The sequence below is a fragment of the Microbulbifer maximicatervae (SeqCode) genome (assembly GCF_052467615.1).
In genome coordinates this window covers 824,409-837,405 of record NZ_CP174319.1, presented here as the reverse complement: position 1 = coordinate 837,405, position 12,997 = coordinate 824,409, and the positions used below count along the sequence as shown (strand labels likewise).

Below are 12,997 nucleotides of genomic sequence, written 5' to 3'. Positions count from 1 at the left end.
CCATGCTGGGGGTACCAAGAAGCTGCTAGGGGCAGCATTACACTACGCTCCATGCAGCCCCGGGGCCATACGTTATGGTGACAATCATGCTAGCGAAACTTCGTACAAAATTTTCGGAAAACGGAAGTTTTGACTTGCCTACAAAAGAAAACGTAACAAAGTATATCCGTTTAAATAAAGTGCCCAACAGACCGGGAATATATTTAATTTTTGCTGGCCATGGTTGCAAAGGTAATCCAATTTATATTGGCAAAGCTGGGACGTTAACACAAGCGGGGCTTTTCAGGCCGCAAGGTATTGCAAAGCGCTTGGGTGCAAAGCAAAATGGGAAAACCCGCAATTGTTACTTCCAACAGATTATGTGGCAAAAATATAAACAAGGTCTTTCTTTTGCTTGGTTTGTTACATATGGCAATGGTCACTCAACTTTGCCAGCTCTTGCTGAGGCTGAAGAAATCCAAAAGTTTTTACAAAAAAATAGGTGCTTGCCAGCCCTTAATAAGGCGTTCTAGTCATGTCACCATACAAGCTTTTCAAACAACGCCACACATCTTTGGTGTTCCGCAGGACTCGCTCCTGCACCACTCGCCGTTTACAAAAGCGTTATGTGGTTAAGTATGAACAATAAGCGTACCCTGCTAGCTGTACTGCTATCTCCTATTGCATCCTCAGTCTTAATAGTTTCGATACTTGTAGATTCACTTTTCAACGGGCAAAGTTTGGTCTCATTTGAAGGACTTTTGGTTCTAACTTTGTTTGCAATTGGCTCTATAGCTGTATCATATGTATTCGTTTTGCTTGTCGGGCTACCTATTCATTTTGTATTTTCAAAACTGAATATTACATCCTGGCTGGCCTATACATTATCTGGAATAGTTGTCGCGCTTAGCTATCAATATATTCAATACCTAGCTGATGAGATGCCTGCTCAATTACAAGAAGCAGGATATGCGTTGTATGCAGGAGGTGGTTTGATTGTGTCACTCGTATTTTGGTACTTTGCAGTGAAACCACATAACAATAACAGGCAAAGCGACGGAAAAAATGCTCGCGTGCGATAAAGCATTATGTGTGTGCATGTATGACTATCAATGTATACATCAAAGAAACTAATATAGATAAGATTCAGAGCTGGATCTCCTCAGTCTTCGAATCTGTAGAGCAAGTAGACCACGAAGACGATTTGTATATCTATCACGGCAAATTTCACCATGACCGTGTTTTTGTAACCGTCACCATTGACCTAGATGATTTCACGGAATTTTCGTGCCTTTTTCTCGTGTTTGAAGGTGGTGCCAAATGGGGAAATGATCGAGAATGTGCGCTCGACCTACATAAACACTTTCATTGTAAAGTTGTTTGTTCCCACGGAACAAACCAGTACAATCCATATACGTGGCTTCATATCTCCGATAAAGGTGAGGAAATTAGTGATAAAGCTTGGTAAAACGTATAACAAGCATAGGCAAGGGGTGGACAAACCGCTGGTTTGCCCGCACCTAATACAGTCGTTAGGGACCTAATGAGAGTAATCGCACTTTATATAGTTTTATTTTCATCACTAGCAATGGCCACGGAATTTGCACCCCCTAAATGGTACCCACATAAAGACTATACACCGTCAGATAAAGTAATCCTAGCCTTCGATGCCGCTCAGGAATATTATGTAAAGAATGTAGCGAGCACAAACCAACCTATTGATTATAAGTTTCATGCTTATGCAACAGATGGTGGCTATATCGTTTCAATTATGGTGCTTTATCGAGAGAAGGATGGCAGGCATAGCGTGGCGATGGATGGCGAGCACTGTATCTTTTTGAATCAGCAATACATGATAAAAGGATCAAGGCAGTGCATAGCAACAGACCCAAATCCTTTAAAGCAGTGATATCTAACAACCCGCAACAATCGCTCCCGTTCGTTGCTGGACGTTAAGCATACAGAGAAATATCGTGCCACAGTTAAGAAAAATATATATTTATGTAATTGCTGCATGCTTTATGATCGGATGCATTAATCACGTAGCAGATATCGTAAATGGTGGCCCTTTTCCATATACCTTCGCGCCATTCGGTTTTAATGTATTCTGGACTGCATTGTCTGTAATTGATCTCCTTGTGGTGGTTTTGCTTATTGCTAAATTGCGAGCTGGCCTAATTTTCGCTGCCATAGTTATGGTGCTGGATGTTACCTTGAATTCATATGCAATTTACGGTGTAGGAGTGAAGCTTGCATTTTGGCCTGTACAAATTCAAACGATATTTTGTGGCTTTGTTCTTGGAGCGTTACCGGCATTGTGGGACATAGCTCCTCGCCATAGCATGGTGGAGGCCAATGAGATAAGTGCTTAACAACCATAGACACATTACTGCGGGACTTTGGCCCTTCACGGGATGGCCTACGCGATGCTCCAACAGCCCATTTTTGTAGCCGTTATCCCACGTTCAGCTCTCTAACATCAGTAAATAACAAAAAAAGGAATCAATGAATGATTGAAAGTGCCCAAATAATTCAGCCTGTAATTGCCTTGATAGCTTGGTCAATGGTTATGTGGTTGTGGATGTACGCAACACGATTGCCGGCAGTGAAGAAAGCTAAATTAAAGCTTGATCCGAATGCTCCTCGCGGAGAGCAAATGTCAACCCTGCCTCCCCATGTTCGTTGGAAAGCTGATAATTATAATCATCTCATGGAGCAACCAACTATTTTCTATGCATTGGCAATATCGCTTGCAGTCCTTGGCGCAGGAGATGGCATAAATTTTATTCTGGCATGGACATATGTCGCTATTCGAGTAATTCATAGTATTGTTCAAGCAACTTTCAACAAAATTGAAATCAGGTTTTTAATATTTGCTATATCAAACATTCCATTATTGGCCTTAACAGTGAACGCTGTGCGAATCACATTCATGCAATAAAACCAGTGGGCATAACAAGACGTCGGCGTTCGGCAGCAAACTGCCAGGGACGCCTACGGCGCCCCACAACTTCGTGTTAGCACCGTATATGAAAGTACATATACCTTATGAAGAAAGATCTGGAAGAAATCCGGATTTTGTAGTCAAGTACAAGATAGACTTATCTGAAGAGAATAAAAATGCCAAGCCGGGACAAGGAATGAGAGTGGATTTTCTTTATGACGGGGATGATCCGCAAGTTGAAGGTATACACATGATCTGGCCAGAGATTCTTGATGAAAATGGCAGAGTCATAAGAGATACTACTCCAGGTAATATTCCTAATGAAGGCTTTGCCAGTATGTGGATATTAAGTGAAGAGCGCCGTGAGTATCACCATAAAAGGCTTAAGATTGGTACAAAAGGGACTTGGTGGCGCGGTGGTCGCATTGCTAATGTCACGGTAGTTCAGATCAATGCTGTTAAGTAGTACTTACAAATTGTGGCACAATCGCCCACAAAGGATGCGGGATGGACTCGCTACACGTCGTTCCACTCGCCTGTGTATAAGGCGTTAAAAGTTATGAAAATAATCGCAGCATTAATTTTGACTGCCCTATCTTCTAGTGCCTTATCATATCAGGCAGTTTCAATAGCGGTCAGATCTCTATTAGAATCAGGGAATACAGATAGCTTCGTTCACGTCGGAAACAGCACACAGTCAGAATTCAACAAGCGGCGAAGCATTAGCTCGTTATGCACCCTCAACATTCTCGAAGGTGATGCCAAACAACCAATAGGTGCTGGTAGCGCTAGCAATCATGCTCTTATTATCTGCCCTGGCTTTAGAGCTCTCGGCATTCGTTTAAAACCTGAAGAGTCTGGCAAATACCATATATTGGGTTACTGGTCCCAGTAAGCTTTTAACAAGTTGCTGCATCCCACCACCTATACTCCGTTCGCTTTGTGCTGTACGCTACGCTAGCACAGAGCGGTGCCGGTGCAAGGCGTTATGTGTAAGGAAGAATTGTGGATGTAACTACACTGAGAGAAAAGCAGGAAGAGTTATTTCAGTCAGGTAAAATCAACAAGGCTGAATACAATGAGCTCTCATCGATTCACCAGAGGATATCTGAAATATCATCGAAGACTGAAATGAGCCCAGAGGAAGCTGAAAAGATAGGTGAACTATTGCAATCTAGCTCAAATATTCTATTAAAAGATGCTATCGAAACAGATACCACCTTTACTCAAAAGTTAACAAAACGAAGTAATCAAAGATTCAAACAATGTATCACTATATTACTTATATCCACATTTATTAGTATATCAATTATAATTATTAAAGGGCTTTAAACACATAGCAAGTTTAGGGAAAGGGCCGGCAAGCCTGTCACCTAATTTTATTTGCGATTACGCGCCAACTTCATCAGACCATATTCACGGCATTATACCTCATTTAACATAGAGTATTAATTGAAAAATGAGTAAAGATCAACCAAATAATCCGCTACACGGTATTACTCTTGAGAAAGTTGTTACACGTTTGCAGGAGCATTATGGCTGGGATGGTTTGGCAGATAGGATCAATATCAATTGCTTTAAGAGCGACCCATCAATTAAGTCTTCGCTCAAGTTTTTACGCAAAACCCAGTGGGCACGAGATAAAGTCGAGGATCTGTATATCTCAACTTTTGAAAATAACTCTCCGTGGGCTAATCGTAAATAAGCACTATTTGGTCACTACATAGATGTCGCTGTGACAAGGCAGGGACAGGCGCATAAATCGGGTAGCCGGTAGTTTTAGCTACCAGCTCCCACGCTACCCATCGTGCCAATCCGCAATAGCGGCTAGCTGGTCCTATTTATGAATCAGCGGCCACGCTGACAGCTTCACGGCAGCAAGTTAAACAGATCTCCCCAGATAAGAACGTAAACTTTCACTAAACAACTGCATTACTTACCCTACCCGTTAGATCACGCAGCTTCGGTGTCCTTGGCCGCCTCCCCTCCAGGCTAAGCCTTATATGATGTTTCTGTTCGTCAGCTCGTAGTTTTGCTAGCGGCTCCCTCCCCACAAGACCTCACGGTGTCGCAGTTGCCATTCGCTAGTAGTTAGCATTTAATGAAACCCATATAATGGTGACCCTCATACAGGGAGGCTATTACCCGATTAGTCCACACCTATGCTGAGCGTACCAAACACAGGTACGATCGCACACTGCGTGTGCTGGCAACGTTAAGATTTTAGACATGGAATGTGAATATGGAACAGTTTCGGATAATTCAAGATATTCGAGAGTACATTAAAAGTTATGATGCTTTTTTTGCACGACCAACACAAAGAGGTGAGCATCCGACTCTGTATATGGATGATAAACAAGGTAAAACATACAACAATATTCGAGAGAAAGATTACCTTTTTTCACAGTGTAAGCAATGGGTTATACCGCATTCTCAAATGGGGCTATCGTTTTCGGCTCATTGGCAGCACTTAAAGGATCAGTACAAACTAAAAAAGAAACATGCCAAAGGTAGTCCAGTCGATGTATTTTGGGTAATAGAAAAATGTGATTTACCAGAAGGACTTGAATTTATCGCTGACGAGAGGGATAAACAGCATTATTTCTTGACGGTCACTCGAAAAATGACCACAGCCCAATTACATCAAAAGCTCATTTGGCTTGCTGACAGAATGTCGGTTATTAGGGAGGCACAAGACGCTCTATGATCAAATATAGGTTCGAAGAAGAAAAAGATATTATTCTTCACTACGCAAACGTCCTCGACGATCAAAAAACAAGCCTTATAATTTCTAAAGGTATGGTTTCTGATAGAGACGAGGCGTTTCATTTAGCAAAATTCTTCTGGTCTATGGTTGACTTATCTGTAGAGGATATAGAGGAAGAAAGATTAGTTTGTGGCCATAAAGATCTTGAGGCTTGGAACGAATACATAATGAACTCCCTACGTTCATATCTACGCTCAAGTGGCTATGCAGATGAATGGGAAAGAGCTACGGACCAATCTTAAATCGGATAACCGGTAGTTTTTTGCTACCGGTTCCCACACCACCCATCATGCGGGTCCGCAATGAGTGGTTCCCTATCCGTAATGAATCTCTACCCAACGATAGTGTCGAGCAGCTCTTCATTTGAGCTAAGCATAATGGCGGTATCCTACCTCAACTTTATCCGACTGGAAGGCTAGCCCACTCTTTCAACTCGTAGAGTTTAGGTTCAGGCCTTAACTCTGTCCAAGGTATTAATCTTGGCACTTAGCTACTATGCCGTCAGCTAACTTCTATTTAATCATCGTGGTCAATGCTGATTGAGGAGCTACTGTGTTTCACTGCTTTTTGTCTATACCCTCGAAGGTGGCTAGCGGGTTGGGTCTACTTTTGAACTAGCGGCCACACTGACAGCTTCACAGCAGCAGGCTTAACAGATCTCTCTAGATAAGAACGTGAACTTCACCAAACAACTGCATCATTTACTCTACACATTAGATCACAATGCTTCGGTGTCCTTGGCCACCTCCCCTCCAGGCTAAGCCTTATAGGATACTTATATTCTTCAGTCCGTAGTCTTACTAGCGGCTTCCTTCCCACAAAAGTCACGGTGTTGCAGTTGCCATTCGCTAGTAGTTAGCATTTAATGAAGCCCATTAAATGGTGATCTTCCTATAAGGGGCTTTCACCCCATTAGTTCACGCCCATGCTGGGCGGGCGTACCAGGTCAAGGTGTCGGACGCTTCGCGCTGCAGTTTGAGGCATTAACTGCTTTATTAGCAATTTTACCTGTAGGTGGAAAATCAAGAATACAAAAAGAGGAATTTCATTGAAAACTATATTCTCATTAGTAATATTCTTAATATTTGCGACATTTGAAACTGTTGCTGAAGAAGTTGATACAAAAAAAGATTATCACACCTTTGTTTTGGTTCATGGTGCTACAGGCGGGGGGTGGGACTGGAAGGAGGTTGGTAAACACCTTAGCGCTAAAGGTCATACCGTCTACAGGCCAACACTGACGGGGTTAGGTGAAAGGCATCACCTTTCCACTCCTGATGTTAACTTAACCACACATATCAACGATATCGTTAACCTGATTATTTTTGAGAAGTTGAAAAATGTGGTACTTGTAGGTCATAGCTATGGTGGCATGGTAATCACCGGAGTTATCGATCGTATTCCAGAGCGAATTCATCATGTTACATTTTTAGACGCGAAAGTACCTGAGGATGGCATGTCAATGATGGAGGGGCAGACAATACCAGAGGAACATAAAGTGGTAAATGGTCAAGTTCACTTCTCATGGATTGATGTTAATTCCGAATTTCCACGAGATGTTACGCAGCCATTAAAAACACTTACGGAACCTGTATCGTATAAGAATCCTCTGGCCAAAAAACTCAATGTCACTTATGTAGCTTTTATTCCTGAGGGGGTGTCGAAAGCCGATAGAGCTAAAGATCCCTCTTGGCATCGGGCAGTAGAGCGGAAATGGACAATTCGTACATTTAATGGTGATCATGTGATTTATCGGGCCAAGCCCAAAGAATTTTCAGAGATGCTTGAAGAAACCGTAAACGATACAAATAATATTTAAATATTTTGTGGCACGCGGTTAAATCGGGTAGCCGGTAGTTTTTAGCTACCGGCCCCCACACCACCCATCGTGCGGGTCCGCAATGGGCGGTTCCCTATCCGTAATGAATCTTTACCCAATGACAGCGTCGAGTAGCTCTTCATGTGAGTTGAGTGTCATGGCAGTGCGCCACCTCAACTTATCCGACTGGAAACCTATCGGTAGGCTAGCCCTGTCTTTTAACTCTTGGATTTAGGTTCAGTCCTTCACCGTGTCCAAGATATTGATCTTGGCACTTAGCCACTATGCCATCTTCTGACTTCTGTTTAATCACCTTGGCCATTACTGACCGCAGCACTGCCGTGTTCCACCACTTTTCTCTATCCCCGCGATGGTCGCTATCGGGTTTGGCCTATTTTTGAATCAGTTGCCATGTTGACAGCTCCACAGCAGCAAGTTAAACAATAAGAACGTGAACTTTCACTACACAACTGTATCATTGACTCTACCCGTTAGATCACTCGGCTAAGCCTTCTAAGATGTTTCTGTTCGTCATCGCGTTGTTTTTCTATCAGACTCGTTCCCACAAGATCTCACGGTGTTACAGTTGCCATTCGTTAGTAGTTAGCATTTAATGGACCCCATATTTTCCTACAGGGGACTTTCACCCCATTAGTTCACGCCCATGCTGGGCGTACCAAGTTGCTGAAATTCGTTCCTGCCGCGAAGGGCACGCCCTCCACCGGACAGCCCACACTGTGTTCCGGCTGCCGTTTAGCAAACCTAGAAAGGAGAGTTCGTTGTACCATCTGTATTATTATCCTTTAAATGCCAGTATGGCTCCTCACTTTATCCTTGAAGAGCTAAAAGCTGATTTCGAATTAATTACAGTAGATAGAAAAAGTAATGCTCAAAAATCTCAGGATTATTTAGCCTTAAATCCATCTGGAAGAATTCCAACACTAATTGATAATGGACAACCATTATTTGAAAGTGCTGCGATTTGCATTCATTTATCGGAAACAAATCCATCCTCAAACTTAATACCTGAAATAGGCTCCCCTGATCGAGCTTTGTTCTTTCAATGGATGATGTATTTAACTAATACAGTTCAAGCTGAATTGATGGTCTACTTTTATCCTCAAAAGCATACTACAGATGAAAGAGGCGTTAAGAATATAACTCAGGCTCAAGAAATAAGAATTACAGAAATGCTGAAATTACTTGATAACGAGCTTGAGGGTAAAGATTATTTAGTTGGACGATCTATTAGCGCCTGTGATTTTTTCTTATTCATGCTACCAGTTTGGTCAGATGAATTTAAGAGGCCTCCCTTATCGTTTAAAAATTTAGCACGCTATCTCCGAAAACTAGCTCTGCGTGATTCAGTTGTAAGTGTTTGCAAGAAAGAAGGATTAAGCCTTACAGATTATGAGTAAGTTTTTTATAAATCAGGTAGCCGGTAGTTTTTAGCTACCTGTACCCATAACACCCATCGTGCGGGTCCGCAATGAATCTCTACTCAACGATAGTGTTGAGTAGGGATTCATTTGAATTAGAACAATCTTGAGCGCCCATAAATTGGACACCTATTGCATATTGGTAGGTGAGTTCAACACTAACCCAGTGATTACATCCAGCAATTAGGGGGCGCTAGCAAAGGCACCCTATATCAAAACCGCTACATCACCACGGTTTTGACATGGATGCTTTGGGAAATCTGTAGCCACAGCGGGGCTATCAACGATCTCCTCTTCGGAGTGCCCGTTCCTTTTGTACACGTATATATATTTCTTCACGGTGAACAGGTAGGGATTTGGGAGCAAGTATGCCTATCTTCACTTGATTACCTTTAACTTCCAGTACGGTAATTGAGACATTTGCTCCAATCCTTAAGTTTTGACCCGTCCGGCGCTTTAAGATCAACATATTTGTTTCCTCTAAGACTCAAACCATTTGTAGGCCACCCTTAATGGAAGGCTTTGTAAGTAACTTTTTGAGGAAATATGAGGTGGTGCACGAGAACGGTAGGCATAGAAGAAGAAAAGGCGGGTACTACGCTCCCAGAGCTTGGAGAACCTCTCCAAACTGCTCAATACTCTCCAATTTATTGAAGACGAGCGGGTTTCTAGCGTATGATCCATATAGCCATTTTGATAGTGTGTGTATCAATTTGGTTAGCTGGCCCTTGGTGTTCGAGCACCTTGGGTCAGCGCCTTTTACTTGCTTTTACGTCACAATACCGCTCTCCTTTGACGGGCTGATTCTTAGAAAATTATTGACTTGATTAAACTTCTTTGGTAGCTAGATTTTTTAAAAGGCAGCTCAACGCCGACCAAAATACCAATAAGTATCCATTGATTTTACGCAGCTTTGACACTAAAACAAACTTAATAAAATCCAATAAGATTATTTTTGTGCCTATATTTTTTAACTTCACACCGTGAATAATCTGAGCTATTCACAAAACAAATCATTTAGCCTGGTGCTTTTATTAAGATCACACGAAGGAACTAAAAAGAATAGATTACCAATGCTGCCACTTACCACAAGCTCCTTTCTTCTTACAGTCAAAATTTCTTATATGTTTTTAATGTATTACTGAGGGTTTTAGGTAACCATCCTATTAGGAATAGTAATGGCGTTATTTTTATACCCTTTAGGGATTGGACTTTTTGATGCGACACCCCCTAAAAATCTACTTCACTCAAAGGGTGAAACTGTAAATTCTAAATGTTCGTAGGGTATCTCAGAAAGTGGAGCCCAATCGAAATATACGTGTATCGAACCCGTTAATCGTGCCTTAATAGCCAACATACAAAACAGGGAAAGGTAATCCGTACTTTCACCTCCGTGCTTGATGCTAAGAAATTAATGTCACCACTACAGCGCCTACTGAAGAGCCCTCTCCACACCACGATTGAACTCGCTAGGGATGAGATTGTGGAGTAATTGAGGTGTAGCACAACAGTTAGCGGCTAGCGTTTTTATCACTTGAGTACACCAACTCTGGTGCCGCTCATCCAAGGGCAGTGAGCCGATATAAATTCCTATGGAATTCCTAGCTTGTTTGTGTAGGGTACGCCTGTCTACCGCTAGCTTCCATCACTACCACCAATTGTGTTGGTTAGTGTGGGAACTTAGGCTGCAATTGATCCTTTGTTTGGTCTAAAATTGGCTCCAAAGGTGGGGCCCTACCTATCCCCTCGCGATGGACGCGTTAAGATCAAGTTCGGATGAGAGCAACCATACAAGCTTGCGAGGACATGCACTACTTTAACAAACCGGTAAGCCCCCAAAGAAAAGCCCATCACTGGCAAGTTGCCTTAGTTGTTAGCCCGCACTAATTGGAACATCGTATTTTATGAGCAAGAAGGCATTTGGAATTAATGAATTTATTATCCTCACCACCCTGCTGGCAATGCTTGGTTTGTTGGCTATCCGGTTTGTAAACCCAGAGATGCTAAATCTGCCTATTTTCAACACTCGGGCAGGTTCCTTTTTACTTGGCTGCGCATTTTGTTATTTCACTCTAAGTGAGTTTAAGACGGCCATAGCTAAAGATGAGTGGGGCCCAAACAGAATTGCAGGCATTATTCGTGTACCCCTAAATCTCGCCGCTGCTTTATTCCTGTTTTACATGAGCGCAAGTGGAGGAATTAATGCATAATAAGAGATTATTAGCTTCCCCGTCACTGGTGAGTACAAGGCAGTTAAAATGAGTAACCAGAGAATCCCTGACAGAAATAAGAGCCCCTACGGCTGGTGGGTCGCAACAATTATAGAGAGGTTTCAATTTGATGATGAGGAACTCGACAATATGCGGCGGCGCTGCCGGGCATTCTCAAATGTTGTGATACTAAAAGCTGATGATAGAGAGCAAGCTTACCAGAAGGCCATTCAGTACGGGAAGTCCGGCATCGAAGACAAAAGTGACTGGACAAATGATAAAGGGCGTAGAGGTCGCTGGATTTTTGAGGGATTAAGCAGTCTTATTCCCATTTATGATGAACTTGATCCTGAAGGCACTGAAATCCTGTTTGACGATGATAATGGGATTACAGTTGGCAGAGTTAAGTCTTGGGTTCGAAGCAAGGAAGAGCTTGAGGCATTTGATGATACCGAATGAGAAATTCAAGTACTTTATCAGCCCCTTTAAAGCTTAGACCTCCCCTATATTCTCTCGATAACTATAGAATAGTCCAACCAAACCTAGCTGGTCGGTATGTAATATCCAATAGCCCTATAAGTAATTATTGCAAACAAATCGACTCCCCTATTGACAGATAAAGTCGCTCTTAATCTATACAGATTTCTATTGAGGCATCTCTACTATGCTTAGTCCGAAACTCTCGCGGAGATTGCCCAGTCCATTTTTTAAAGCTTCTGGAAAAACTACTGGTATCACCGAATCCCAGTTTGTAGGCGATTGACGTGATCGGAGTATCGTTTTGCTTAAGGTACTGCACAGCCTGATACTGGCGTATTTCATCTAGCACAGTTTGATAACTGGAACCTCTTTCTTTTAGTTTTCTATGCAAACCACGGCAACTAATACCAAGCTCCTTGGCCACGACCTCTTGTGAAAAATTACCTGTAGCCATCAGATCAACAAGCACTCTACTGGTCATGCTAACTATGTCATTCTTCTGCAAACGCTCCAAGTAACCAATTAGGGCTTGCTCGTTGACCCTGACCAGCTCATCGTTCCCCGAAGAGAGCTTTCGATCAACAAACTCTTGTTTAAATCTAATCTCACAAATGTCCGCCGAAAAGTTAATTGGACACTTATACATCAATTGATGCTGCTCAAGAGTGATAGGTCTGGGCCTCTCCAGATTAATTGAAATCAAATGAAGATGTACATCAGGGCATATCTTTCTGATGGACTTTATTAGCAAAGCCATAAAGGCATCTATCGCATGGATACTTGGATCATATGGAAAATTGTCAACTTTTTCCCAGGATACTACTACTTGTTGCCGCTCATCATGAACATTGATTCGCATAGCGGTGGTAACCACTTCTGAGAATCGAGCAGATCTTAGTAAACTCTCCCTGATGGAGCTACTGGCCAAGTGGGCATAACTCAAGGCATAAAGATTTGTATGATTAACATACTTTGTGACTTGCAGGCCGATACAATCATCACCTGATATAGATTCAGCGAGCCCCCATAGTTTTTTCATATTCTCTAAAGGGATTCTCTGGTTCGCATCCACTATGCATTTGGGGTCAATTTCTGCACGCTGCAAAATTTCTTGGGTAGAACAGAATGGTTTTAGGGCCTCAATAATAGGTAATACCCAAGTTGCAATGGTCGTGTGTCCATACTCAGCCATCTACAAGTGTGTCCTAATTGGTCAAGAGATTGGCTTTATTTGCAAAGAAACCTAAAAGCCAAATGATTAGCATCTAATCAATCACTTCCTTATTTACCAAGATTATCCTAACGATCCTGACATGTTAAGAGGATCTAGTCACCTAAAAGATAGCCAACCGACGTTGG

At 42.3% G+C, this 12,997-nt stretch carries 17 protein-coding genes; 15 read left to right on the top strand and 2 right to left on the bottom strand.

What is annotated here, in order from left to right; all coding sequences use genetic code 11:
• Positions 1 to 86 precede the first annotated feature (86 nt).
• From ACJJIM_RS03810 to ACJJIM_RS03750, 13 genes are all read left to right on the top strand, one after another.
• Positions 87 to 512 (top strand): hypothetical protein, encoded by a 426-nt coding sequence (locus ACJJIM_RS03810; RefSeq protein WP_444912429.1) that lies wholly within the window; start codon positions 87 to 89, stop codon positions 510 to 512.
• 105 nt (positions 513 to 617) lie between these two features.
• Positions 618 to 1,061: a hypothetical protein gene (locus ACJJIM_RS03805; RefSeq protein WP_444912428.1), complete on the top strand. Its 444-nt coding sequence runs from the start codon at positions 618 to 620 to the stop codon at positions 1,059 to 1,061.
• Between the two features lie 461 nt (positions 1,062 to 1,522).
• Entirely contained in the window at positions 1,523 to 1,888 is a 366-nt protein-coding gene (locus ACJJIM_RS03800) for a hypothetical protein (protein ID WP_444912427.1), read from the top strand.
• 64 nt (positions 1,889 to 1,952) lie between these two features.
• The gene (locus ACJJIM_RS03795) at positions 1,953 to 2,351 is read left to right on the top strand and encodes a hypothetical protein (protein ID WP_444912426.1); all 399 of its coding nucleotides are present in this window, start codon (positions 1,953 to 1,955) and stop codon (positions 2,349 to 2,351) included.
• Between the two features lie 137 nt (positions 2,352 to 2,488).
• Positions 2,489 to 2,920 (top strand): MAPEG family protein, encoded by a 432-nt coding sequence (locus ACJJIM_RS03790; RefSeq protein WP_444912425.1) that lies wholly within the window; start codon positions 2,489 to 2,491, stop codon positions 2,918 to 2,920.
• A gap of 88 nt (positions 2,921 to 3,008) precedes the next feature.
• Positions 3,009 to 3,389, top strand: coding sequence for a hypothetical protein (locus ACJJIM_RS03785; RefSeq protein ID WP_282931761.1), 381 nt, complete (start codon positions 3,009 to 3,011; stop codon positions 3,387 to 3,389).
• A 93-nt stretch (positions 3,390 to 3,482) separates the two neighbouring features.
• Positions 3,483 to 3,818, top strand: a complete 336-nt coding sequence (locus ACJJIM_RS03780; protein WP_282931760.1) for a hypothetical protein — start codon at positions 3,483 to 3,485, stop codon at positions 3,816 to 3,818.
• 110 nt (positions 3,819 to 3,928) lie between these two features.
• Positions 3,929 to 4,255: a hypothetical protein gene (locus ACJJIM_RS03775; protein WP_444912424.1), complete on the top strand. Its 327-nt coding sequence runs from the start codon at positions 3,929 to 3,931 to the stop codon at positions 4,253 to 4,255.
• Between the two features lie 127 nt (positions 4,256 to 4,382).
• A complete protein-coding gene (locus tag ACJJIM_RS03770; RefSeq protein ID WP_282931758.1) occupies positions 4,383 to 4,628 on the top strand; it encodes a VF530 family protein in 246 nt (81 codons plus the stop codon).
• A gap of 537 nt (positions 4,629 to 5,165) precedes the next feature.
• Positions 5,166 to 5,630 carry a hypothetical protein gene (locus ACJJIM_RS03765; RefSeq protein WP_282931757.1) on the top strand — a complete coding sequence of 155 codons (465 nt, stop codon included), beginning with the start codon at positions 5,166 to 5,168 and terminating at the stop codon, positions 5,628 to 5,630.
• A complete protein-coding gene (locus ACJJIM_RS03760; RefSeq protein WP_282931756.1) occupies positions 5,627 to 5,932 on the top strand; it encodes a hypothetical protein in 306 nt (101 codons plus the stop codon). The genes ACJJIM_RS03765 and ACJJIM_RS03760 overlap by 4 nt, the downstream gene beginning before the upstream one ends.
• Positions 5,933 to 6,738: 806 nt before the next feature.
• Positions 6,739 to 7,509, top strand: coding sequence for an alpha/beta fold hydrolase (locus tag ACJJIM_RS03755; protein WP_444912423.1), 771 nt, complete (start codon positions 6,739 to 6,741; stop codon positions 7,507 to 7,509).
• A 779-nt stretch (positions 7,510 to 8,288) separates the two neighbouring features.
• Complete coding sequence (locus ACJJIM_RS03750) at positions 8,289 to 8,927, top strand: glutathione S-transferase family protein (protein WP_444912422.1); 639 nt, start codon at positions 8,289 to 8,291, stop codon at positions 8,925 to 8,927.
• A 301-nt stretch (positions 8,928 to 9,228) separates the two neighbouring features.
• Here the strand turns inward: ACJJIM_RS03750 and csrA are convergent, their stop codons facing one another.
• Complete coding sequence (gene csrA, locus ACJJIM_RS03745) at positions 9,229 to 9,417, bottom strand: carbon storage regulator CsrA (protein WP_444912421.1); 189 nt, start codon at positions 9,415 to 9,417, stop codon at positions 9,229 to 9,231.
• A gap of 1,435 nt (positions 9,418 to 10,852) precedes the next feature.
• Here csrA and ACJJIM_RS03740 point away from each other — a divergent pair.
• Both ACJJIM_RS03740 and ACJJIM_RS03735 read left to right on the top strand, forming a co-directional pair.
• Positions 10,853 to 11,158 (top strand): hypothetical protein, encoded by a 306-nt coding sequence (locus ACJJIM_RS03740; RefSeq protein WP_444912420.1) that lies wholly within the window; start codon positions 10,853 to 10,855, stop codon positions 11,156 to 11,158.
• Positions 11,159 to 11,206: 48 nt separating this feature from the next.
• Positions 11,207 to 11,617, top strand: coding sequence for a DUF4288 domain-containing protein (locus ACJJIM_RS03735; protein ID WP_444912419.1), 411 nt, complete (start codon positions 11,207 to 11,209; stop codon positions 11,615 to 11,617).
• A 169-nt stretch (positions 11,618 to 11,786) separates the two neighbouring features.
• Here the strand turns inward: ACJJIM_RS03735 and ACJJIM_RS03730 are convergent, their stop codons facing one another.
• Positions 11,787 to 12,830 (bottom strand): AraC family transcriptional regulator ligand-binding domain-containing protein, encoded by a 1,044-nt coding sequence (locus ACJJIM_RS03730; protein WP_444912418.1) that lies wholly within the window; start codon positions 12,828 to 12,830, stop codon positions 11,787 to 11,789.
• Positions 12,831 to 12,997: the final 167 nt, after the last annotated feature.